Origin of the sequence: Anatilimnocola aggregata (assembly GCF_007747655.1) — a bacterium.
Taxonomy (GTDB): Bacteria; Planctomycetota; Planctomycetia; order Pirellulales; family Pirellulaceae; genus Anatilimnocola; species Anatilimnocola aggregata.
Window position 1 is genome coordinate 8,240,675 of sequence record NZ_CP036274.1, and the last position, 23,794, is coordinate 8,264,468.

15 protein-coding genes are annotated in these 23,794 nt (G+C 57.7%); 10 read left to right on the plus strand and 5 right to left on the minus strand.

Annotation, left to right across the window (positions count from 1 at the left end; translation table 11 throughout):
- Positions 1 to 68 precede the first annotated feature (68 nt).
- The 7 genes from ETAA8_RS31365 (at position 69) to ETAA8_RS31390 (ending at position 8,870) form a co-directional block, all read left to right on the plus strand.
- On the plus strand, positions 69 to 2,600 hold the full coding sequence (locus ETAA8_RS31365; protein ID WP_202921385.1) for a PQQ-binding-like beta-propeller repeat protein: 2,532 nt from the start codon (positions 69 to 71) through the stop codon (positions 2,598 to 2,600).
- A gap of 127 nt (positions 2,601 to 2,727) precedes the next feature.
- Positions 2,728 to 2,895 (plus strand): hypothetical protein, encoded by a 168-nt coding sequence (locus ETAA8_RS35075; RefSeq protein WP_202921386.1) that lies wholly within the window; start codon positions 2,728 to 2,730, stop codon positions 2,893 to 2,895.
- A 1,095-nt stretch (positions 2,896 to 3,990) separates the two neighbouring features.
- On the plus strand, positions 3,991 to 5,757 hold the full coding sequence (kaiC, locus tag ETAA8_RS31370) for a circadian clock protein KaiC (protein ID WP_145098442.1): 1,767 nt from the start codon (positions 3,991 to 3,993) through the stop codon (positions 5,755 to 5,757).
- Entirely contained in the window at positions 5,754 to 6,116 is a 363-nt protein-coding gene (locus tag ETAA8_RS31375) for a circadian clock KaiB family protein (protein WP_145098445.1), read from the plus strand. Before kaiC ends, ETAA8_RS31375 begins: the two co-directional genes overlap by 4 nt.
- The gene (locus ETAA8_RS31380) at positions 6,106 to 6,462 is read left to right on the plus strand and encodes a circadian clock KaiB family protein (RefSeq protein ID WP_145098448.1); all 357 of its coding nucleotides are present in this window, start codon (positions 6,106 to 6,108) and stop codon (positions 6,460 to 6,462) included. The genes ETAA8_RS31375 and ETAA8_RS31380 overlap by 11 nt, the downstream gene beginning before the upstream one ends.
- Before the next feature lie 10 nt (positions 6,463 to 6,472).
- On the plus strand, positions 6,473 to 8,170 hold the full coding sequence (locus tag ETAA8_RS31385; RefSeq protein ID WP_145098451.1) for a hybrid sensor histidine kinase/response regulator: 1,698 nt from the start codon (positions 6,473 to 6,475) through the stop codon (positions 8,168 to 8,170).
- A gap of 304 nt (positions 8,171 to 8,474) precedes the next feature.
- Positions 8,475 to 8,870, plus strand: coding sequence for a response regulator (locus ETAA8_RS31390; protein WP_145098454.1), 396 nt, complete (start codon positions 8,475 to 8,477; stop codon positions 8,868 to 8,870).
- 62 nt (positions 8,871 to 8,932) lie between these two features.
- On the opposite strand, the gene ETAA8_RS31395 is transcribed toward ETAA8_RS31390, so the two are convergent.
- Positions 8,933 to 9,931 (minus strand): DUF2332 domain-containing protein, encoded by a 999-nt coding sequence (locus ETAA8_RS31395; RefSeq protein WP_145098457.1) that lies wholly within the window; start codon positions 9,929 to 9,931, stop codon positions 8,933 to 8,935.
- A gap of 28 nt (positions 9,932 to 9,959) precedes the next feature.
- On the opposite strand from ETAA8_RS31395, the gene ETAA8_RS31400 reads away from it, so the two are divergent.
- Positions 9,960 to 10,223 carry a hypothetical protein gene (locus tag ETAA8_RS31400; RefSeq protein WP_145098460.1) on the plus strand — a complete coding sequence of 88 codons (264 nt, stop codon included), beginning with the start codon at positions 9,960 to 9,962 and terminating at the stop codon, positions 10,221 to 10,223.
- Between the two features lie 421 nt (positions 10,224 to 10,644).
- Here ETAA8_RS31400 and ETAA8_RS31405 read toward each other — a convergent pair whose 3' ends face one another.
- Positions 10,645 to 11,145: a hypothetical protein gene (locus tag ETAA8_RS31405; protein WP_145088085.1), complete on the minus strand. Its 501-nt coding sequence runs from the start codon at positions 11,143 to 11,145 to the stop codon at positions 10,645 to 10,647.
- 509 nt (positions 11,146 to 11,654) lie between these two features.
- Here ETAA8_RS31405 and ETAA8_RS31410 point away from each other — a divergent pair.
- Positions 11,655 to 11,945 carry an integrase core domain-containing protein gene (locus ETAA8_RS31410; protein ID WP_202921387.1) on the plus strand — a complete coding sequence of 97 codons (291 nt, stop codon included), beginning with the start codon at positions 11,655 to 11,657 and terminating at the stop codon, positions 11,943 to 11,945.
- 354 nt (positions 11,946 to 12,299) lie between these two features.
- Here ETAA8_RS31410 and ETAA8_RS31415 read toward each other — a convergent pair whose 3' ends face one another.
- Together ETAA8_RS31415 and ETAA8_RS31420 are read right to left on the minus strand one after the other, a co-directional pair.
- Positions 12,300 to 13,751 carry a DUF1501 domain-containing protein gene (locus ETAA8_RS31415; RefSeq protein WP_145098466.1) on the minus strand — a complete coding sequence of 484 codons (1,452 nt, stop codon included), beginning with the start codon at positions 13,749 to 13,751 and terminating at the stop codon, positions 12,300 to 12,302.
- A 23-nt stretch (positions 13,752 to 13,774) separates the two neighbouring features.
- Positions 13,775 to 16,930, minus strand: coding sequence for a DUF1553 domain-containing protein (locus ETAA8_RS31420; RefSeq protein ID WP_145098470.1), 3,156 nt, complete (start codon positions 16,928 to 16,930; stop codon positions 13,775 to 13,777).
- Between the two features lie 879 nt (positions 16,931 to 17,809).
- On the opposite strand from ETAA8_RS31420, the gene ETAA8_RS31425 reads away from it, so the two are divergent.
- Complete coding sequence (locus ETAA8_RS31425) at positions 17,810 to 19,324, plus strand: flavin-containing monooxygenase (protein ID WP_238397623.1); 1,515 nt, start codon at positions 17,810 to 17,812, stop codon at positions 19,322 to 19,324.
- Between the two features lie 1,145 nt (positions 19,325 to 20,469).
- Here the strand turns inward: ETAA8_RS31425 and ETAA8_RS31430 are convergent.
- Positions 20,470 to 23,667: a protein kinase domain-containing protein gene (locus ETAA8_RS31430; protein ID WP_145098476.1), complete on the minus strand. Its 3,198-nt coding sequence runs from the start codon at positions 23,665 to 23,667 to the stop codon at positions 20,470 to 20,472.
- Between the last annotated feature and the right edge of the window lie 127 nt (positions 23,668 to 23,794).

Here is a 23,794-nt window from a genome sequence, read left to right on the forward strand (position 1 = left end):
AGGCTGGATGACGCAGGGCGAGTAAGATTCAGACCATATACACGGCTCACTGCATGGGAGAGCTAATTATGACAATTGACCGAATCTGTTTACGAAGCATCGCTCTGTTTATCGCAGGTTTTCTCCCGCCACCCGGCTTGGCTGCCGATTGGCCGCAGTTCATGCGAAACAGTGAGCATACGGGGGACGCGGCAGAGGAAGCGTTGCAACTTCCTCTCGGCCTCGCGACCTGTGTGCGACTGGACGACGCGATTACCACTTCGCCGGCCGTCGTGAATGGTACGGTCTTTGTCGTCGATCAAATGGGAACCGCATATGCCATTGATCCAATTGAAAGCAAAATCCTGTGGCAATCTTCTCCCGACGGCAATCGTGCGATGGGTGGCAATACGTCATCTGTCTGCGTTGCACGCGGACGAGTTTACTATGGCACCACTGCCGGCCGGCTGCACGTGCTCGACGCCAAAGACGGAAGGCTGATTAAAAGCTTCGACGTTGGCTGGCCGATTCTGGGTGCAGCGGTGTTTGCGAACGATTCCATTTACCTGCAATCGGTCGGGGCGATAGTGCATTGCTTCGACCTCAATGGCACCGAACGCTGGCGCTGGGATCACTACAAGTCGTATCAAGACCCGAAGACCAACAAGCTCGCCTCGGGTTTTCCCGGAAGCTTTCACGATCCGCATTATGCCGGCGGAGAGGTGGCAGTCGCAGGGAACCGCGTCGTCGTGAACATGGGCTGGGATTTGTACTGCCTGAAGGACCAAGGGGAAAAGCCCGAGATGGTTTGGTGCAATCGCGCGCCGCTGGGTAAGGATCCCGGCATTGCGATGGGCCCCGCGATCAACGGTGAGTGGGTCTATGTAGGTCATCCAGGAACGGATCAGTTCGGCGGGTTCATGCGTGTTCGGCTTGCCGACGGCGGTTTTGATCCGAAAGTAGATTTCCGTTCAAGCGGGTATCCCGGTTCCGTGTGGGCGGTGTTCGCTACACCAGCTGTGCGCGAGGGGACTGCGTATGTGCCGACGCATTACATGGGCGTACACGCGTGGAACTTCGACAAGCACCAGGCACTTTGGGCGGCTCGGACGGATAATACGCTCGATCAGTCGAAATTTACATCGTGCATTTCGTCCCCGGCGCTGACTCGCGGGCATTGTGTGTTCGGCACGATCACCGGCGAACTGCACGTCATCGCTGTCGAATCGACTGGAGGTTGGCCGCAGTTCAGGCCGACCCCATTCACGTTCAAAACGCCACTCGGGCGGCCCATTGGCTCGTCGCCAATCGCATGCGGCGGCGCGGTCTATTTCGGCTGCGACGACGGCTATTTATATGGACTGAAAGCAGGCGGCAAGCTCCAATTGCCGCAACCCAGGAATGACCTACACGCGGTCCGCTCGCGCGCCGTTCCGGCGACCGGTAGTTCTTACGGCGCGCCGGTTGCCAGCATGGATCAGGCGAATACCGGCTGCGTTGACGACCCGCGATTGAAACCGCCGCTCCGCTTGCGGTGGGCAACGCGACCCTTCGATCTACGCGTGCAGATGAGCGCGGATGAGGACAGCCTCTATTTCATTTCCGAGGCTGGGACTTTCGCCGCCCTCGAACAAGCCACTGGTCGAATTCGCTGGCGCCAACGACTCAATAGCCCGATCGGCGGCTGGCAGCAATTGTTGCTCGACCGGGGCCAGTTATTCGTTACTCGCAGCACGTCTGCTCTCCGCGCGCGAAAGCCTGAAGAAGGAGGTTCCGCCTTCAACGCTTTCGACGCGAAAACTGGCCAACTCCTCTGGCAAGCCGAGTGGGGTTCACTGCAAGGTACTTGCCGCACTTCGCCGGTAATTGTCGGCGACGTCGTAGCAGGAATCACTTTGGAAGGGAGTCCGCCAAAACCGCGAGCCCGCGCCTTTCACGCGGAAACGGGCGCAGCACTCTGGTCGCTCGACTTGCCCGGCAACGCCAAGCTTATGGCCGGCGGCACCTGCGTGCTCGATGGCAAAATGATCTTTTCTTGCGGCCAGACTTGGGGCGCCGGACTTGGCGCCACAGTCGTGGTCGAGCCCGGGACGGGTAAGGTTCTCTGGGAAACTACCGAACACCATATTCACGGCTACGGCAGACCGGCGGGCCGCGATGGTTTGATCTATCTCGGCGGACAGTCGGGCGCTCCGATGGTATGTCTTTCGGTCTTCGATGGTAGCTTGAAGTGGAAGGTCGATATGGTGAGCTATTCTCACAGCCCGTCGCTCGGCCAAGATTTTTTCGTCACGCGCAGTTATGGCGGGCACGGAATCCTCCGCGAGTTAGCCAGCGGCAAGCCAATCATCCGCAATGGCCGCGAAGCCCTGGGCGGCTGCCCGGACCATTCTTGTTCACCGGTGTTGCTAACGACCGGGCGGATTTCGTATGCAGTCAGCTCCAGCGGCTTGTATGCCCGCAACGTCGATTCGGGCGAAATTATTTGGCAGAGCCTGGGCTTCGCTCCGCGGGCCTGCACCACACCGATCGCCGCCAACGGCCGGCTGTTTTTCAGCCCGAATGTAAACAATTCGATTTATTGCTTTGAACCGCTTGGCGTGCAGCGGGACCAGCCATAGCTCACTCGTCCCTCGCATTAAGTCGATAGTTTCTGTGCGGCTCGAATATGACCGAATCAGAAGCAAGGTATTCTCATGAGCGTGACGCAAATCCGGCGAGACTTTCATCATCACTTCGGATCGAGTCATGGGCGAACTCCCAAGCAAGCAGGCGCCGAATAAACCGCTGCTCGAAATGTTTCAAGTTTGGACTGACGATGACTGGTCACTTTCGATAGATGCCGCCACCATCTTTTCCGAACTCGATGCGGCCGACGACTACCTCAGGGCGAATTTTAATCGAGTGATGGGTTAATCAACTCGCACTTCTGGTTTTTCTTTCTTCACCTGACCTATTCTTCGGGCAGCAACGACGCTGGGAAGGCGGACCAGTTCTTTCTGCGTGGAACCGGCGATCATGAGCAGGAGTGACTGAAAACGTTGACCATCGAATTACACTGGATTTCAGGCAGTGAATGAGGGGAGTGCGTTCTTTTTTGCACCCCGGGGGCACCATCGGCCATCTGAAACGTATATCGCTTTCGGTGGAAGTGCCGGATCGATGTTGCTGAATCGCATCTGAGAGCGCGATGGGATCATGCGACGCTAGAAATTCTCTTGGTGCCACGGTTAACAGCCCATCTTCACAGACGGCTTTCGAATCATTCTCGAAGCTGTTAACCCGAGTTTAAATCTCACGACTGGGGTACCTGGCCGAACTCTCCTCATAACTGCTTAACACAAAACCGCGTCCCAATCTGAGACGAAAAACAGAGAGCGCAGTTAGTAGGAGAGTCCCGACCGGGGAGCTTCTATTTCGGCCCTAACTTGGGCCGACCCAACGGTTAACGCGAAACGCCGGCCAGAGAGTTCTGCCGGCTATTGTCGTTTACGCGTTGCTCTGCAGGGGTTTACGGCGAGTGCCGAACTCTCTCCGGTGTTCCTACCGCGCTCTCTATTTTTGCCCGGCGACCGATTTCTTCGCTACTCTCCCGCGAACTCTCTCCGCTCTCTGTTTTCGCCCGAAACTTGGTTAACAGTCTCGTTTGGTTTGGGGAACTAGTCGGGACGCAGATACTAACTGGAGAGCGCGGTGGCAGCTCCGGAGTGTCGGTCCGACGCACGCCAGATTTAATGATGAAGGTGTGAATGAGCGGCACTTTCAAGGCAAGCCATGCGGCTTTTTTTGGCCCCTGTTTAGCGGGCATGTAGGCTGAGCATTCACATTTCAGGCCAATTTCCGACCGAATCGATGCCCGCCCGGGTGAACCCGCGAACTTCGACGCGATTCTGCTGTTGAAGTTGCACCCCATGCGATATGATCACGCTGGGCGTAGCCAATTGAGGACTCTGGATCTGAGGTGCGCTCCCGCCACACAGAGACGTGGTGTTCAGTAGTCATGAGAACCTAATGGCCCTAGCCACCGAACTTCAAACGCCCGTTATGCGCGGCCTTGCCAAGGCCCCAACGGGCATCCAAGGGTTAGATGAAATCACAGGAGGAGGTCTGCCGCGCGGACGACCGACACTTGTGTGCGGAAGTGCCGGCTGTGGCAAGACGCTGCTAGCGATGGAATTCCTGGTTCGCGGCGCGACCGAATTCGATGAACCCGGCGTGTTCATGTGTTTTGAAGAGACCACTCAGGAACTGACGCAGAATTTGCGTTCGCTGGGCTTTGACTTGGACGAACTTGTCGAGCAAAAAAAGCTGGCGATGGATTTCGTGCGGGTCGAGCGAAATGAAATCGAAGAGACCGGCGAATATGACCTGGAAGGTCTGTTCGTGCGTCTTAATTACGCGATCGATGCGATCGGCGCCAAGCGGGTGGTGCTCGATACCGTGGAAGCGCTTTTCGGCGGTTTGTCCAATGTCGCCGTGCTGCGCGGCGAGCTTCGCCGCTTGTTTCGCTGGCTCAAGGACAAAGGAGTCACTGCTGTCATCACGGGCGAGCGCGGCGACGGGACACTCACTCGACACGGTCTGGAAGAGTATGTATCGGACTGTGTCATTCTTCTCGATCACCGGGTGACGGATCAGATGTCGACGCGGCGGTTGCGGATCATCAAGTATCGTGGCACCACGCATGAAACCAACGAATACCCGTTCCTGATCGACGAGGATGGTATCAGCGTTTTGCCCGTCACGTCGTTGGGATTGCTGCACAAAGCGAGCACCGAACGGATTTCGAGCGGCATTCCTCGGTTGGATGCGATGCTCGGCGGGGAGGGGTTTTACCGAGGCAGCACGGTTTTGATGTCCGGCACCGCGGGGAGCGGCAAGAGCAGCATCGCCGCCCACTTCGCCGCTGCTGCGTGCAAGCGTGAGGAACGCTGCTTGTACTTCGCGTTCGAGGAATCGCCCGGGCAAATCCTACGCAATATGCGGTCGATTGGCATCGACCTGGAGCCTTGGGTGGAAAAGGGGCTGTTGCACTTTCATGCCAGCCGCGCTGCGATCCACGGCCTGGAAATGCACCTGTCAACCATTCACAAATTAGTCCGCGAGTTTAGGCCCCGCGTCGTGATCATGGATCCGGTTGGCAGCCTGACTGCGGTCGGGACGCGTCAGGATGCCAGCGTGATGCTCACCCGCTTGATCGACTTCCTCAAGATGCAGGGAATCACGGCGCTCCTCACGAGTCTGACGAGCGGGGAAGAGGCACTGGAGCAAACCGATGTCAATGTTTCGACGCTCATTGACACCTGGCTGCTGCTCCGTGATCTGGAACTCGATGGCGAGAGGAATCGCGTGATGTATGTCCTCAAATCGCGTGGCATGGCCCACTCCAACCAACTCCGCGAATTCTTGCTGACCGATCAAGGAGTCGAGTTACAAAACGTCTATCTCGGCGCCGAGGGTGTACTCACCGGCTCCGCGCGACAGACTCGCGAAGCCATCGAAAAGGCCGACAGTTTGCTCAGGCATCAAGAAATCGAAGCCAAACAGCGCGAGCGCGTCTTGAAGCGCGAAGCCCTCGCAGCCCGGATCACTGCCTTGCAAAAGGAATTCGAGGCCGAAGAAGAAGTGGCGAAGCGGGACATCGAACAGGAAAATTCTCGCGAGGAAACCCATCGGCAGGATCGCGACCGAATGGGAATCAGCCGCCAAGGCGACAAGGTGCTCAAGGATGCCGAGCCCGCCGCTCGTTCCCACGAGACCCCACGGAGCCGCAAATGAAGACGACCACAAGCCAGGAAGGACCCGCCGGGGTTGGGGAAGAGACGGAAACTTGGGAACTGCGGCTGTACATCGCCGGACAAACTCCGAAGTCCGTGGCCGCCTTTCGCAATCTCAAGAAGCTGTGCGAAGAACATCTGCCGGGCCGATACCAGATCGAGGTCATCGACCTCATGCAGCATCCGCAATTGGCGGCCGGCGATCAGATCGTCGCGATCCCCACGCTAGTGCGCAGGTTGCCTGAACCGCTGCGGCGGATTGTCGGCGACCTGTCGAATACGGAACGTACACTGGTTGGATTACAGCTGCGACTCGCGAAACCGCTCACAACGACTGAGGAGGGCTCCGATGCCCGCTGAGTTGACGCCCAAGGAAATCGATTCGTCTGCGGCCTTCGAAAAGTTAGTGGCTGGACCTCCAGCGGACGCGCGCTATGTCTTACGGTTGTATGTCACGGGCATGACGGCCCGCAGCACGGAAGCGTTTGCCGCGATCAAAGCCATCTGCGAAGAGCGCCTGCAAGGACGATATGAGTTGGAAGTGGTCGATATCTATCAACATCCACAACTGGCCATCGATGAGCAGATTATTGCCGTCCCCACCTTGGTCAAAATGCTGCCGGCGCCACTCCGCCGGATGATCGGCGATCTATCCAACGTGGATCGGGTGCTGTTGGGTCTCGATCTGCGGCGCAAGCCAGAATGAGCGAGATCGCATGGCAGATGTGAAACAGTCGGAACTAGCCGAATTGCAACTTCGGCTCGAAGAAGCTGAAGAGACAATCCGGGCCATTCGCAGCGGTTCGGTCGACGCGTTTGTGGTCGAGGTGCCGAACGGAGCGCGGGTTTACACGCTGGAATCTGCAGACCGTCCTTACCGACTGCTGGTGGAAGAAATGCAGCAGGGGGCGATCACGTTGAGCCTTGATGGCACGATCGCCTACTGCAACCGACGCTTTGCCGATTTGGTGGGTAAACCTCTGGAACGGTTGTTGGGCGTGGCCTTTCATGAATTCATCCCGTTTGCCGCACGAACTTTTTACGAGAGTTTGTTACAGCAGGGGCGCGCTGGTTCCAGCGAGGGCGAAACGCATGTCCAGAAATTCAATGGCACCCTGGTTCCAGTATTTCTCACGATTAACGCCCTGCCGCCGGAGAGCGGCGTTGCCATCGGCCTTTTGGTCACTGACCTCACGTCGCAGCACCATCATGAAAAATTGAACTCGCTCTTAGGCGAACTCAAGGAGTCTGATCGTCGCAAGAATGAGTTCCTGGCGATGCTGGCTCACGAACTCCGTAATCCGTTGGCTCCCATTCGCAATGCCGTTCAACTGCTGCGCCTGACCAAGGGTGGCGATGGGGCGACGATTCATTCGATCGCCGAAATGATGGAGCGCCAGCTGGGCCAGATGGCGCGGCTGATCGACGACTTGCTGGACATCAGCCGCATCAGCCGGGGCACGATTGAACTGCGCCGGGCGCGGATTGAATTGACCTCGGCCGTCCAACATGCGGTCGACGCAGCCCGCACACTGGTTGACGAGAAGGTTCACACGTTGACGCTCACCTTACCGTCGCAGCCAGTCTACTTGAATGCCGACCCAACCCGGTTCGCGCAAGTGGTCGGCAACCTGCTCAGCAATGCCTGCAAGTTTACAGACAAAGGTGGTCAAATTTGGCTGACCGTTGCGGTGGATGAAGTCGGTGATGCGAAATCAGGAGCCCATCCGTCGAGCGAGAGTTCTTTGCTTCCTGCCATGGCGACGATCAGGGTGAGGGACAGCGGCTTGGGGATCGCCGCCGACCAGCTGATTCGAATCTTTGAAATGTTCGTGCAGGTGGATACCTCCCTGGGGCGACCCGTCAGCGGCTTAGGCATCGGCCTAGCGCTGGTAAAGAGTCTGGTGGAAATGCACGGCGGGAGCGCGGAAGTCAACAGTGCTGGTATCGGTCAGGGGAGCGAATTCGTGGTTCGGATTCCGATTCTGGTCGAGCGACTCACGCCTTTACTGCCCCCCGCTGACCAGCCCACGGCCATCAACTCACACCGCATCCTGGTCGTCGATGACAATCGTGACTCCGCTAGAAGTCTCGCGATGTTGTTGAAGTTCTTGGGCAACAAAACGCAAATGGCGTTCGACGGGCTGGAAGCCGTGGAAGTTGCTGCGACGTTCCTGCCGGAGATTGTCTTGCTCGACATTGGCATGCCCAGGCTCAACGGCTACGACGCTTGCCGAAAGATTCGCGACCAGCCGTGGGGGAAATCGATGGTGCTGGTTGCCTTAACCGGTTGGGGCGAGGACGAAGCCCGGCAAAAGTCCAAAGACGCTGGTTTCGACGGCCACATTGTCAAACCGGTGGATCACGCCATACTCGCCAAGCTGCTGGCTGAACTGTTGCCGATCCCAGCTTAATTTTCCCGACCTCAATTCGAGTGATTCTCTAAGACGAACTCGGTTCGGTCACATGGACCGAAGAGGAATGGCCTCGTTCGATCCGGGGTACTGGTCGGGACGCAGATACTAACTGGAGAGCGTGGTCACCATTACTGCAGGTTCCCAGCGCGGTAGGCACCCCACCGACGACATCCAATTTGGCCGAGCTAGCCCGAAGCAGTGGTTGCTGTCGTCCCGCTTGCCGAGCCGCGAATACTGGCCAAGGCACGCTAGATTCAGGCTAAACTCTGGTGCTCTCCTCTCCCTTCGCCAAGGACAATCCGTGTCTGACACTTTTGAATCTCACACGCCTCTGCGGATATTAGTCGTCGAGGACAACAAGGACGCCGCTGACAGCTTGGCAATGCTTCTGCGAATCCAGTGCGCACACTCCGTAGACGTGGCTTACACGGGGCTTCAGGCCTTGCAGATCGCCAACATTCGCCGCCCTGACGTGATCTTGCTCGATCTGGGCCTCCCCATCATGAATGGCTATCAGGTCGCTGAGGCTGTGCGAGCTATGCCGGATGCTGAAGAGATTGTGATCATCGCCATCACTGGGCACAGCCAGCCGGAAGCAGTTGATGCATCGGCCGCCGCCGGAATCGACCTTCACCTAGCCAAACCGGTCGACATTCGGCGCTTGCTCAGCTATTTAAGCGGTCGTGGCCTGAGCTGATCGCAGGATGCGTGTGGTTCGTTGGGTTGAGGTAACCAGAGAACGCCGAGTTGAAATCTCAGTTAATAGCGTGGATGCAGCCATTCAAGTTCTGCCCCATGCGGATGAGCTAACGCCAGAAATTCATCTCTTCGCTCACCGCGATGAAATGTTGTCCGGCCTAGCAAGAACGGACGTGGACCCGACGGCGGAGCTAACGCGGCAATTTCCGGAACGACGGATCTCGATTCATTCGAGATCCAGATGATGTCACGTGCTCGGGACGCATCGGCCATGTTACTGGCAAAGATATTTCGTTCTTGAGGGGATACGTAGCTGAGCACTGCCGAATGAAATACGACAAGTTGTGCGTGGTCGGGGGCAATGTCAATTAGTTGCCTTAGGTCAGTCACAAGATTGCCTTGATGCACCTTGACTTCGCGTCGTCTGCCCAAATCCATCGCCGCCTGAAGCCGCTGTTGTCTCTCGACATGATCAGCGAATACGCACGATGACATCCAGCGAGCATCAGTTTGGTCCCGTAAATTGACCGGCGCAAGATCTAACCCCGCTCGCCATACAACCTGCGGCAGTTTTTCGGGCAACGGAAGCACGCCCTGAGTCTGGCACCGTAGCCTTACGGGTGACTCTGGAATGCCAATCTTTGTGTCACCATAGTCGTAGTAGAACTCGTCTAGAAGCAGACAAAGCCCGGCACTTGCACCGACCTCCAGTAGTGCGAGAGGACCGTCAGGCAATGCTGGCAGTAGTACTGCACAGCGACCAACTTCGTTAGTTTGCGTGCGTCGCAATTTCATTAGCGTCGCTATTTCTACACCTCTCCGCTGCACAAAAACTTCTAACTCTTTAGCCGACTTTGGCATCCACTCCTGCCCGGCAAGGTATTGAATAGCAGCCAGAAAGAGATTGGGCTGAATGACGGGCAAGGGGGAAAGGAATGCAACAAGCTCCTCCTTGGCGGCAACCGCATGGGCCAAGTTGAAGTACAGGTCGGAGTAACCCTGGCATTCATTGTCAGCAAAACTCCGGTAAACGCCGCTCACGTGGTCAAAATCAAACATCCTCGTGTTTCCTCAGTAACCTGCTGACATGGCGAAGCAAGTAGCTGTGTTCACGCTGATCGACAACAATCTGGCCGATCCTGTTGTCGGTAACTTCGCCGGGCAACTTGGCGGTTCGCTGGTGAACGTAAATGGTTTCAACAAGCAGATTTCGTATATTCGCGCCGCCACCGAAACTACCTCAAAATCGCGAAGTCGTTGTTTAAAATTACTTTCGGTCTTCAGGAAGAGAGAGCTTTTGTTCGAAGAGGGTTGGGCACAGGGAGAATCAACGCGATCCAAGAGCTGGTGACGTCCGACGAGTACCGGCATGTGCCAACCGGGACACTGGCTCGGATCGGGTCTACCAAGCCGGGACCGGCATGGGCCAAAGTCCAAAGTGGCGAGAACTCGCGCACAAAAGTCCAGAATGTCGTGAAACACAGCGTAGCGGACATTCTCACTGCTCATTCTGGCCGTAAGTCAGCCCAGTGGTGAAATGGTCGTGGGCGCAGTGCTGACTATCGGCTTGCAGCGAAGGATGTTCTCATCGTGCTCGCAAAACCCGAGAACCTCGAACGATTTCGCAGGCATCACGGCCGCGGAGCCGAACCGATTTAGAACAACGGGCTTGGAGTTCGTAGGGGGGCTCGGCTGGTATCGCAAGCATCGAGCAATTGAAGAAAGCGTGATGCGGCTATGCGAACAGTTGGCTAAGGCGTGCAATTTGAGGGCTAGCGCCGATAGGGTCGTGTGCGATCAGAGCTATTTTCCAGCTCCGTGGTAGGTATCGGAATGACGCGTAGATCAGGACCCTTTTCAGAAATGTGAAGAACGTGTCGGCAGTGCTCGTGACAACTGATGCACGTGGTGAGCGAGTTCATGTAAGTGTACGACGAGCCATCAAGGTTCTTCTCCTCCGCTAGCAGGATTAGCTTCTTGGCGGTGCGTCGTAATTCCGCACGATAATGGGAGTAGACTTGGTCGTCGGTAGCGTGCCAGTTTGTTGCATCGCAGACCTTCGCCATTTCTTCGGCACCCTTGCGGATCAGGTCGAAGTCGCTGGCCATCAAACCTTCCACCACTTTCTGCGAGCTTGCCAACTTCGCTCGCATCAAGCCGGCCAGGGCGTCCTCGCTATGCGTTGGGACAGCGGGCTTGGGTTGCCCCCACGCCAACATCGCTAGGGCAGTTGATATTACGCCGACAATGCCCAGGAGTTTCAACTTCGACATCACCACACCTACCGTCTGTTAGTTCACGGACAAACCCCTTCGTCTTTTCGGCTAATGATAATCGTACAGTTTAGGGATTCTGCCGATTGTGAGGAGCGGATCCCCAAGTAATCATATTCGGCGCTCGAATAGTGCAGCGCGCGGGGGCTGATGGTCGGTCGAAAAGTGTAGTGTTAGCCCTGCTCGGGAGAATCCGTAAGGCAGATTTGAGACTTCCCAGCGTCTCAAGCCTTACGATCTGCACCATGCTGACAACCGTGCTTTGCGCCAGGAAAATTGGGACTTTCCGCACGAGTTCTCGCCACTCGGACGGCTACTCTCCTCGCTCCCGTTGAGTTTCACGCCGACGTGTTTTCGGTGATTATTGAGGGATGACCTCAACCACCCGGACCCAGCGCCGGTATGATCATCGCCTGCGAGAGATAGTCTGCAACAGCAAGAACATCGACGCGGCAGTCGGGTGCGGAGTACCCCGCTCTACAGCTCGTGGCTGGCTCGCGCCGAGGGCGATGTTCGAATCCTGGTGGCGCGTGCTCAAGCATCAGTGGCTGTTCCTGAACAGGCTCGATACCCTGGCAACGGTGCAGAAGCTCGTCGCGTTTTACGTGGACCAGCACAATTCTCATCTCCCACATGCCGCGTTTCATGGCCAGACACCCGACGAGATGTACTTCGGCACCGGCGCAGACATTCCCAAACAGTTGGCGGCTGCGAAAGTCGCGGCTCGGCAAGCGCGTCTGGCGGGCAATCGGGCCGTCCGCTGCCAGAGTTGTAGCGCGCCAGTGGCCATCAGCAACTGACGCCGGTCGAGCGAGGAATCGGGCGAAGTTGGGTGCCGGTGCGCGCGAACGGCATGAAAGGTGCTCCGGCCATCGGACAAGCCGTCGTTCCGAGGAGTGTAGCCGCGATTCTCTTGCCCGGACTCGGACATCTTTTGGCCTCCCGCACCCCAAGTGGCGAGAACTCGCGCAGAAAACTCCCCAATGTTGTGGTTCTCAGCACGGCTAAAATCGCCCCAAGCCGGCCGGGGCGATGAAATTTCAAACTGACGCACTACAGTCGATGGATGTACGCTTGGGCGAGCTTCACTAGGCCGAATCGGCACAGGGCGGCTGCCGCACCACGGGATTGAGTGGGCAGCCTGCGAGCGCTCGTCAAGTAAGTAGTTGCTTGATCACATGCGCCTCTTCCACGCCGGTCAGCTTTTGATCGAGCCCTTGCGACTTCACTGAGAATCGTTGGTGATCGAAGCCGAGGAGGTGCAGGATCGTGGCGTGCCAGTCGCGGAGGTGGACCGGATCTTTCGTGATGTTGTAAGAGAAATCGTCGGTTTCGCCATGCACGACGCCTCCTTTGATGCCACCGCCGGCCATCCAGATGGTGAAGCAACGCGGGTGATGATCGCGGCCGTAGTTGGTTTTCGATAAGCCGCCTTGCGAGTAGATGGTGCGGCCAAACTCGCCGCCCCAGATGATGAGCGTGTCATCGAGCAGGCCGATCCGCTTGAGATCCTGAACGAGGGCATAGCACGGCTGATCGACGTCGCGGCATTGATCGGGCAGGCGCCCCGCGACATTGGCGTGCGTGTCCCAGTTGTTGTGATAGACCTGCACGAACCGCACGCCGCGCTCGACGAGTCGCCGGGCGAGCAGCGCTGTGTTCGCGAAGCTCGCGGGCTTCTTGACGTCGGGGCCGTACAAGTCGAGCGTCTCTTGTGTTTCTTTGGAGAAGTCCGTCAGGTCCGGTACGCTGCTTTGCATCCGATACGCCATTTCGTACTGCCGAATGCGGGTCTGCGTTTCGGGATCGCCGAGTTCATTGAAATTCAACTCGTTCAACGCATTCAAGCCATCGAGCGTCTTGCGCCGGATTGCGCTCGGCACGCCGGGTGGGTTATTGATATAGAGAATGGGATCGCCGGCAGAGCGAAACGACACTCCCGCGTGCTCACCTGGCAGATAGCCGCTTTGCCAGAGCCGCGCCGAGATGGCTTGCACTTGCTCGGTGTTGCTGGGCTTAGCGACCATCACGACGAACGTCGGCAGATTCTCATTCGCCGAACCTAGGCCATAGCTGCTCCACGCGCCGAGGCACGGCCGACCGGTGACTTGGTTGCCGGTTTGAATGTAGGTGATCGCCGGTTCGTGGTTGATCGCCTCTGTGTTCATCGTGCGGATGAAGCAGAGGTCATTAGCCATCTTCGCCTTCCACGGCAGCAACTCGCAAAGCCACGCGCCGCCGGCGCCATGCTGGGCGAACTTGAACTTCGACGGCGAGATCGGAAACCGAGCCTGGCCGCTGGTCATCGTCGTCAGACGCTGCCCTTTGCGGATCGATTCAGGCAGATCCTTGTCGTACCAGTCGTTCATCACCGGCTTGTAATCAAACAAATCCATCTGCGGGGGCCCGCCGACCATGTGCAAATAGATTACATGCTTGGCTTTGCCCGCAAAATGCTGCAGCCCCGCGAGCTTGTTCTCGTTCGGCGCTGCTGCCGCGGATTGGCCAGCGAGCGTCGCGAGCGCGGCCGTGCCGAGCGCGTGGGAGCCGGTCTGGAAGAAATGACGCCGGGTGAGGTTGAGTTGGTATTGGTGGAGAGGGTGCATGAAAATCACCTTGAAAATCGTGGTTATTTGTTCAACACTTCATCCAAATTTAGCAGCTCGTTCACGATCATTGTCCAGGTCGCCAACTCTGCTGGTTTGATGAATGGGTCAGGCTTCGACTCACCGACGGTGATCAATTTGTTGGTATCGTCCGGTGAATTGGAATAATGCTCTCGAATCGTCTTGAGCGAATCCAGCACCACGGGTAGCTCGTTGGCGCGGAGCGAGCGAGCGAGAACATGCTGCGTGACGAAGTTCAACCTAGCAGCGTCATCCGCGCCACCTTCTTTGAGCGTGCGCTGAGCCAGGAATCGCGCCGCTTCCACGAACTGCGGGTCGTTCAGTGTGACGAGGGCCTGCAGCGGCGTGTTGGTGCGTTCGCGGCGAGTGGCGCAGCTCTCGCGGTTGGGGGCGTTGAAGATCTCCATGGAGGCCGGCGGGGCGGAGCGTTTCCAAAAGGTGTACATGCTGCGGCGGTAGAGATTTTCGCCAGTGTCACGCTTGTAGTCGCGAGTGTTGCTGCCGATCATGGCGACCGCCTCCCAGACTCCGTCGGGCTGATAGGGCTTGACACTGGGGCCACCCAGCTTTTGCACCAGAATGCCCGAGGATGACAGGGCATAGTCGCGAATCATTTCGGCATCCATCCGATACCGTGGGCCACGACTCAAGAAGCGATTTTCGCGATCTTTCTCTAGTTTTTCCGGCGTCGTGATGGCTGCCTGACGATAGGTGGCAGACATGAAGACTTGCTTAAAGAACCGCTTCACGTCCCAGTTTCCGTCCCGGAAATCGACGGCCAGCCAATCGAGCAGCGGCTGATTCGCAGGGAGATCGCCGGCAACGCCCAGATCGCCAGAGGTCTTCACGATGCCATTGCCGAATACTTCCTGCCAGAAGCGATTGACCGTGACCCTGGTCGTTAGCGGCTGATCTTCTCGCAATAGCCAGTTGGCTAAGCCGAGTCGATTGCGAGGCACGTCGTCGGCCATCTTGGGCAGGACTTCGGGTGTGTTTGGCTTCACCTGATCCTTACGGCGGTCGTATTCACCGCGCTGCAGAACGAACGCCATCGCGGGCGATTCCTTTTCCTGCATCACATAGGCCTTCGTTCCGCGGGCGATGATGTTCGCTTTCTCCTGCTGCAGCTCATTCAGGTTGGCGGTCGCCTCTTGAAACGTCTTGTCGTTCGTGCCGAGCCACCAGTTGTAGAGTTCGTCGTTTTCGCCCGGCGTTCGCTGATCGGCCGGCTTAGCGAGGAGCGCGGCGAAGCGCGTCGTCTTGGCGAGCGATTCCACTTCCGCCGCCGTGAGCGACTTTTGATAAATCCGCAGATCTTGCACGGTGACACCCGCGAGGATTTCGCCCGTATGTCGTTGTCCGAGCTTGAAGGGCACGCGCGTCTTGGTGGTCGCAGAGAGCTTGTCCGCTTCGACGTTCGTCTTCTGTTCTTTACCGTCGTAATAGAACTTCACGCCGCTGGCCTTCGACGAGCCATCGTAGGTGACGGCGACGTGCGTCCATTGGTTGCCGGGAACCTGGGTCTCGGCGACGACCTTGAGCGCGTTATCGGGCCAGGCGTTAACAATATGCGTGCCGACGCGACGGGCCTGGACCCAGAAATCCCAGCCGCGGTACTTGTTGGCGTTATCCATCCGGGCGGCGATCGCGCCGGCCGAATCGTTGGGGTTGAGCTTGATCCAAGCCGAAGTGGAGAACGGCTGATCGCGCTCGAAATTGGCGACGTCAGCGAGTTCCAAGGCCGCCCCGGTCGTTTGCAACGCCGGTCCCGAGTTGCCCGGCTGCCAGCTGCCCTTCTCCGTCAGCGGGACTTCGCGATCCTTGCCGTCCACCTGAATCTTCGTAGTCCGACCCTGGCCTTCGCTCAGCGCAGCCGAGAGATACAGTTTTTCCGTGGGAATCGTGGCGGCCGCCGAGTTCGTATCGCTGCCCGCGGTCGCTAGCCAGCGGTCGAACTCGCCGCGGGCCTGTTGTTTCCGCGCAGCCTGGGCGGCGGTCGCTCCGGCAATTTCACCGTCGAGCGTGAAATAACGGGCCTGATCTTCCGGCTTCGGCACCTGCATGATCGGGGGCGTATTGGGAATGTTCCCGTCCATCGCCGCTTGCGTCGTGTTATTGAAAAACGCGGCCAACTCATAGAACTCTTTTTGGCTGAGCGGATCGAACTTGTGATCGTGGCAGACGGCGCAGCCAGCGGTCATGCCGAGCCAGGTCTGGGCGACCGTTTCGGTCCGTTCGCGGTTGTACAGGACGAGATATTCCTCCGCGATCGCGCCCCCTTCGTTCGTCGTGATGTTGCAACGATTGAAGCCCGAGGCAATCTGCTGATCGAGCGTGCGATTGGGGAGCAGATCGCCGGCGAGCTGCTCGACCGTGAAGACATCGAACCGCTTGTTCTCGTTGAAGGCCTTGATGACCCAATCGCGATAGGACCAGATCTCGCGATAGTTATCGAAGTGAATGCCATGCGTATCGGCGTAACGCGCAACGTCCAGCCAATGCCGGCCGCGATGCTCGCCCCATTGTGGCGATTCGAGCAATTTGTCAATCAGTTTCTCATACGCATTTGGCGATTCATCTTTTATGTAGGTTTCCACGACGGCCGGATCGGGCGGCAGACCGGTGATGTCGAGGCTCAGCCGCCGCGCAATCGTGCGTTTATCGGCTTCCAGCGCTGGCTTCAGTCCAAGCGATTCCAGCTTCGCGAGCACGAACGCATCGATCGGGTTTTTCGCCCAGGCTTTGTCCTTCACTTCGGGCAACGGCGGACGCACGGGCGCGATGAATGACCAATGCTTCTGATATTCCGCTCCCTCTGCGATCCATTGCTTCAGCAGTTCCTGCTGAGCCGGCTTGAGGCTCTTCTTCGTGGCCGGCGGCGGCATGATCTCTTTCGGATCAGTCGACATGATCCGGGCGATGAGGGCGCTCTCCGAGATTTTCCCCGGCACGATCGCCGTGCTCTCGATCGCCGCCTCGCGCTGGTCAAGCCGCAAATCGGCCTTGCGGGCCGCGGAATCGGCTCCGTGGCAGGCGAAGCAGTTATCGACCAGGATTGGCCGGATGTCGCGGTTGAACTCGATCTTGCCATCCGCGGCGGCAGCCAGTGACAAGAACTGCACGAGGGGAGCAACGATCGCAAGTGTGAGTCGTGGCATGGCGTATTTCAATGACTATAGGACGATGCGAGGTGAGGAGGAAGCTCACGCATAGGGACCATCACACAGGGACGGTCGGCGGGAACGGACTTTCACTTTTCTCAGGCTCCAATGCACTTTGCGCCTAAGGGAACGCGCCTGAGAGGACGTTCTTTCTCCATAGTAACGACAGGCAAGCCCGGCGTCCATTTTGAGGAGTGGGGAACCATTTGGCGCTGGTTCGTCCGTGCGCGGACTTAGGAATAGAATATGGGAATTGGCTCGCGGATTCCGTTAGAGCGATACCGGTGGCAACTGGTCCTCTGTGGTATTCTGGCGTGCAGTGTGTCACGACCTTCTGGATTTTTCTGCGCGAGTTCTCGCCAGTTTAGTCCATGCCCGTCCTGACTTGGCAGACCCGAGCCGTGGTTTCTCCGCGAGTCCCGCGTTGTAGCTTCGCTTTTCACCTCGCCGTTCCCAAGCCGCGCATACTCCGACCACGGACGACTCGTTTTTTTACTGTACCAAGCTCAGTTGAGGCTCACGGTCACCGGCTCACGCGCTACAGGTCCGCCTCCGGTTGGCCTCCGCTCGCGTCTGGCGGGCAATCGGGCCGTCCGCTGCCAGAGTTGCAGCGAACCAGTGGCCATCAGCAACTGACGCCGGTCGAACGAAGGAATCGGGCGAAGTTGGGTGCCGGTGGGCACGGACGTTGTCGGAAGCGATCTGAATGCCGGAAAACACTCCCCGGTTCGGGTGGCGTGGTGGTAGCCGCTGCCCCATAATGTCGCCATTCCCGGGATTTCCGGTTCGTCGGTGGCGAAAACTCGCGCACGAAAGTCCCGAATGTCGCGGCTCGCAGCACGGCTCTAAGCAATCAACACACAGCTGCGTATTAGATTGAAACACACCATGCTGCAACGTTCCGAAAAGTCCTCGAAGGTGCCACTGAATCACCAGCCGACCATCGCTATCCTGGGCGCGGGCGCTGCTGGCTTATGCATGGGGATGCGACTAAAGCAACTCAGCATAGAATCATTTACCATTTACGAAAAATCTGATCGCGTGGGGGGCACCTGGCGGGAAAACACTTATCCCGGGGCAGGCTGCGATGTCCCTTCGCACCTGTATTCCTTTTCGTTCGAGCCCAAGTTTGATTGGAGCCGCGTCTACTCGCGCCAGCCGGAGATTCAGCGTTATCTCGAACATTGCGCCCAAAAGTACGACCTGCACCGCCATGTGCGGTTTGGTTTCGAAGTCGCTAACGCCAGCTTCGACGAGGCGGCGGGTATCTGGCGTTTGCGAACCACCAGCGGTGAGGAGTTTACCGCCCAGGTGCTGATCACCGGAACGGGACAACTCAACCGGCCACATACGCCCGAGATTCCGGGGCTCGAAGAGTTTGGTGGTGCTCAATTTCATTCTGCCCGTTGGAATCACCAACACGATTTGGCCGGGCGCAACGTGGCAGTGATTGGCAACGCCGCCAGCGCGATTCAGTTTATTCCCCCGGTCGCGGAAGTTGCGAAAAAAGTACACGTTTTCCAGCGGCATGCCAACTGGATCATCCCGCGCAATGATCGTGCGTACCGCACGTGGGAGCGATTCGCGTTTCAATATGCGCCCGGTTACGCGCGGCTGATGCGGGCGTTGATCTACTGGAAATGTGAAAGCCGCTTTTTTGTTCTGTTCCGGAAAAGCTGGGTCGCCTGGTATCTGAAGTGGTGTGCCACCCGTTATCTTGAGTCGCACATTCAGGATCCCGCGCTGCGTAAAACGCTGACGCCTGATTTTACTCCCGGTTGCAAGCGAACGTTAATCTCCGACGACTACTACCAAGCTTTGGCTCGGCCAAATGTCGAGGTCGTTACGAACGGCATCGCGCGGATCACGCGAGATGGCATCATCACCAATGACGGAACGTTGCATGCTGCCGATACGCTTGTCTTTGCCACTGGTTTCGAGGCCACTCGCTTCCTGGCACCGATCGAAATCACGGGGCGCGAGGGGCGTCAACTTGCTGACGTATGGAAGCATGGTGCGGAGGCCTATCTGGGCGTGGCGGTGTCGGGTTTTCCCAATTTATTTCTACTCTATGGTCCGAACACAAACCTTGGACACAACTCGATCATTTTCATGATCGAGTGTCAGGTGAACTACATCCTGCAATGCCTGTCCCGTCTTCAGTCGCAGCGTTTGGCGACGTTGGAGGTCAAACCCGAGGTGCAAGATTCGTATAACCGCGAGCTCCAGCGCGGTCTCGCAAAAACCGCTTGGTACGCCGGATGCAGCAGTTGGTATAAAACGAAGGCCGGCAAAGTCACCAACAACTGGTCCGGATTCGCATCGCAATATTGGTGGCGCATGCGGCGTCCAGACCCTAACGCTTTTCATGCCGCCCCTGAGGTAACCTAACGCCCCGAGGGTGGCATTATTTTCTTGTGGATCTCGGTTCAATCTAACTGCTTCGGTGGCGGCCTGGATCGAGATTCAGTTTGTATTTGGAGTCATCACGGCGTTTCATAAAATCTTCGGGCTTTTCCCTGGCCAACGTGCGGTTGCCGGATGGGACTGCTAAGACACTGCTGCTGCGGGCCATTGACCGTTCCCGATCGCATTTCAGCCTGCGTCCTGTCCTCCGCATCATCGGTTTATCCCAGACAAGATTCTACGCCTGGAGCAACGAGACGCGTTGCAGCCTGGCCAACCAAGCGTCGTGTCCGCGCAGTTCGCCGTAGCAACTCACGGCCGCCGAAGTCGGCGTGATCCGGGACATGGTCACGGCCGATGAGTACCGACATGTGCCGACCAGAACGCTGGCCCGGTTGGCCCAGCGAATCGGCAAGGTCTTTGCTTCGGCGAACACCTGGCGCCGCTTGGTCCGGCTTCACAGCTGGCGCCGACCCCGACAACGCGTTTATCCAGCCAAGCCCAAAATCGGCATTCGAGCTTCGTGCGCCAACGAAATCTGGCACATCGACACCACGCGGAGCAGCACAACAAGCATCTCCCGCATGCCGCGTTTCATGGCCAGACACCCGACGCGATGTACTTCGGCACGGGGGCCGAAGTTCCGAAACAGTTGGCGGCTGCGAAAGTCGCGGCTCGGCAAGCGCGTCTGGTGGGTAATCGGGCCCTGCGTTGCCAAAGCTGCAGCCAGTCCGTTGCCGCCATTAACTGAAGTCGGTCGAACGAAGGAATCGGGCGAAGGTGGGTGCCGGTGCGCGCGAACGGCTTGAAAGGTGCTCCGGCCAGCGGACAAGCCGTCGTTCCGAGGAGTTTAGCCGCGATTCTCTTGCCCGGGCTCGCACATCTTTTGGCCTCCCGCACCCCAAGTGGCGAGAACTCGCGCAGAAAGTCCCAAATGTTGTGGTTGTCAGCACGGCGAGAACTCGCGCGGAAAGTCCCAAATGTCGTGACACGCAGCACGCATAATTTTTTTCGCACGCCGGGCTGCGCCAGTCGAGAGAGAGAGAGAGAGAGAGAGAGAGGAACAGAGAACAGAATTACAGAGATCAGCAAATCAGAGATTCAGAGTACGACGACTGGAAGCCAAGCCCCTACCACACCCGCACGACACGAAAACCGCTGACGTTGTTACGGTGCGACGGCGAGTTGTTGCCGCGATACGCAGACCGACAGTAGGAAGCGTAGTAGTTCCAGTGGCCGCCACGGAGCACGCGATCGGAGCCGGAAAATGGGCCATTTGGGTCGTTGGCGAGGGTCTTCTCGTGCCACTTTTCGTCGTAGTAATCTTGGCACCACTCCCATACATTGCCATGCATGTCGGACAGGCCGAACGGGTTGGGCAGCTTGGTTCCCACCGCATGCGTTCGACCGCCATGGTTTTTGTTGTACCAACCATATTGCTCTAACTGCTGGTGGTCGTCGCCAAACGAATACTGCGTCGTCGTACCAGCCCGACAGGCGTATTCCCATTCGGCTTCGGTCGGCAAACGATAGCCATTCTTGTTCGGTTGCAACTGACTGGTGTTCCCGTTCAGCACATAACAGGGATCGAGTTTTTCTTGCACAGAAAGCCAATTGCAGTAGGCCACTGCATCGTTCCAGGTAATCACCGCCGCGGGTGAATCGTCCGCCACAACGTAGCCGGGTTTGAGGTAAGTCTGGATCGGTTTGGCCGGCTGACCAGGAACGACCGGCGGTGGAGACGCCTTAGCTTTGAGCTCTTCTTGCTCGGCTGCGGTGACGTAGCCAGAGGCAGAGAAGTTCTTGAACTGGCCCACCGTCACTTCCGTGGCACCCATGAGGAAGGGCTTGGTGATCACGACCTGATGCTGGGGGCGCTCCGCCTTTTCGATGCGGTCTTTTGTACCTTGATCGGCTTTGGTTTCCTCCGCTGCCTTGAGAGCAGCTGCAACTTGCTCATCCGTGCTGCCCATCATGAACTCGCCGGGCGGGATGAGAACCATTTTCATGCCGACGCTGTTGGTCGTCTCGACCTCGGTGCCGAGATGCTTGGCCCAGGCTTGTTGATGTTGCTTGGCTTGAGCGGCGTCGAAGGGGGCTTTAGCGAGTGGCGGGACGGGGCTAGTCGCCGTTAGGAAGGAAACGGCAGGCGATTTCGATGTCGAAGCGGTCGCAACTGCTCCCAGATTCGATGAGTCGGCCTTCACCCACTTCGCCCCGACGATCTTGGCGTGATGCTTATTGTCCGACGAATCAAAGGCCGTGTCGCCGCTGCCCTCGTCGAAGTGATAGAGGGCAATGGTATCGGCGTCGGGAGTGAAGCGAGGATCGGGTTTGAAGTCGCCGGTGTAGCGGGCGACCTTGGAGATGCGAACTTCGTCGATGATGCCGTCGAAGACGGCAGAAGGACTTACAGGTAGTTGCGGCCCTTTTTTTCCTGTTGGGTCGGCCCCAATGACGATTTGATACGGGCGACTAACGAATTCCTGGTCTGCCACCGATGCACCTTGTAATACTCCATCCTTGAATAACCGGATGCTCGTTCCATCAAACACTGCCGCAAGATGACTTTTCTCGCCTTCGACTTCCGCCAGCGATACTTGGGTCGTCGTTTGTGATTTTGTTAGGGAACTGGCGGCCCATTTCGACTTCACAATTTCGAGGCTAAAACCGGTGTCGCTTGCATTTGATATGACCGTGCCCACCTTTCTGTTGCGAGCCACTACAAATGCTTCGACCGTGAGTGGACCATCGTTCTTGTAAACCAGTGGCGTATAGACAAAGCTCGACTTTCCATCGAAATCCAGAGCGACTTCATTCGTAGTCGATTGCATCTTCACGGATACCAACTTCGCCGTAATCGCTTTCTTGCCGCCCGACTCCATCTCGAACTCTTGGCCGAATACAACGAATCCATTTTTCTCAACACGCAGACGATGCTTGCCTGGATCGACGCTGATCGTGACTTTGCCAGCCACGCCTTTCTGACTGACCTCGACTTTGCCTTCCGAGTCCAACACCTGCACCATCGCATCGGGCTGATCGACTTCGACGATGAGCGTGCCGTCCTTGGTTTGGAGTGAAACGATGATGCCCGCCAGGACCAACACGCCGAGGAACGCCGCACCGATCAGCACCTTGGTGTTCTTCCACGGTGGCTGCTTCCCATCGTTCGACTTGGCAGCGGCGATCTTCTTAGTGGCCTTCGACTTATGAAGCGTCTGCTGGATCGGCATGTCCTTGAGGAACGTCAACGCACTGTTTTCACAATTAGTGCTGGCCGCTTGCGAAGTCCCGAGTGATGTCTGCGAGCGGCCGCCAAGTCGCTCCAGGTCAGCGATCACTTCGCTCATCGACTGGTAGCGATCTTCGAGCTTCTTAGCCAGCATCTTGCTGAAGACGGATTCCAGTTCTGCCGAGGCTTCGCTACATGCCTTGCGAAGTTCTGGAATGGGATGAGCTTGATGAGCGACGAGCTTGGCCGTGATCGTCTCGCCCTCGAATGTCGGCTTGCCGGTCAACAGATAGAAGAGCGAACAGCCCAGGCTGTAGATGTCGGCCCGTGCGTCGGCACTCTTGGTACTCATGGCCTGCTCGGGGGCCATGTAGTCCACGGTTCCCATCACCGCCCCGGTGCCGGTCAGTTCGGCTTGGGTGGCCGTTTCGCCGTCCGACTCGATGCGAGCCAAGCCCATGTCGAGGATCTTAACGACGCCCTTTTTGTCCAAGAGCAGGTTGGCGGGCTTGATGTCTCGATGGACGACGCCTTCGCCGTGAGCGAACTCCAGTCCACGAGCGGCTTGCAAGATGTAGTTGGTCGCTTTGGCGACGGGGAACGCACCGTTCTTCTTCACCAACGCCGAGAGGTCTTGTCCTTCGACGTATTCCATAACCAGGAAGTGGACGCCATTGGCTTGGCCAGCATCGTGAGCGGCGACGATGTTGGGATGACTCAGCTTGGCAGCGGCTCTGACTTCACGTTCAAAGCGGGCAATCGCGGCTGCATCTTTCATCGTCGCACTTGGCAACATCTTGATCGCCACGGTGCGATCCATACGCCTGTGAAGTGCTTTCAGGACTTGCCCCATACCGCCAGCCCCGATGCGATCCAGGATGGTGTACTCACCGAGGATCAGTGACTTGGATTTCCCGGCGGCAACCTGAGCCGCCTGAAACTTGGTCAGGTGATGCTCTTTGACCAATTGAGCGACGAGTTCGTGGGCGTCCTTGGGAGCGGCTTTGGGCGGAATGAAGTTTTCGAGTTTGCCCTGGGCAACGATCCCGCTGTCTTCGAGCTGCTTGACGACGGTTTCGAGGGCGACGGCCATAATACTTCTTATCGTGCGGTTACTTGGTGCCGGATGCGGCGGGAGTCGGTGCGGCGGGTTTGGCCGGATCGTCCCACTCGATTTTGCAGTTGGGCAGGGCTTTTTGCAGAGCGGCGACTTGGGTCAC